Here is a 268-nt window from a genome sequence, read left to right as displayed (position 1 = left end):
TGCTTCAAGCCCCGCGGACTCCCAGCTTGCCATCCACCCCCCCCACCCCAGAGTTTATTCCCTTACTCAGACACAGGGGGGCTTGCTCGCGAAAGCGGTGTGTCAGTCACTCTATATTCCGACTGATCCAGCGCTTTCGCGAGCAAGCCCGCTCCCACAAGGGGAATGTGTAAGGCCAAAAAAAGCACCGCCCCGGCCCCGCAGGGGGGGGGTTTGGGTTTGGGGGGGTGGGTTGGTGCTGCTGCGCGCCGCGCCCGGGAGCGCAGCC

The sequence above is a fragment of the Pseudomonas sp. YL2 genome (assembly GCF_023063025.1).
In the GTDB taxonomy this organism is placed as follows: Bacteria; Pseudomonadota; Gammaproteobacteria; order Pseudomonadales; family Pseudomonadaceae; genus Aquipseudomonas; species Aquipseudomonas putida_A.
This window is presented reverse-complemented; position numbering follows the sequence as displayed.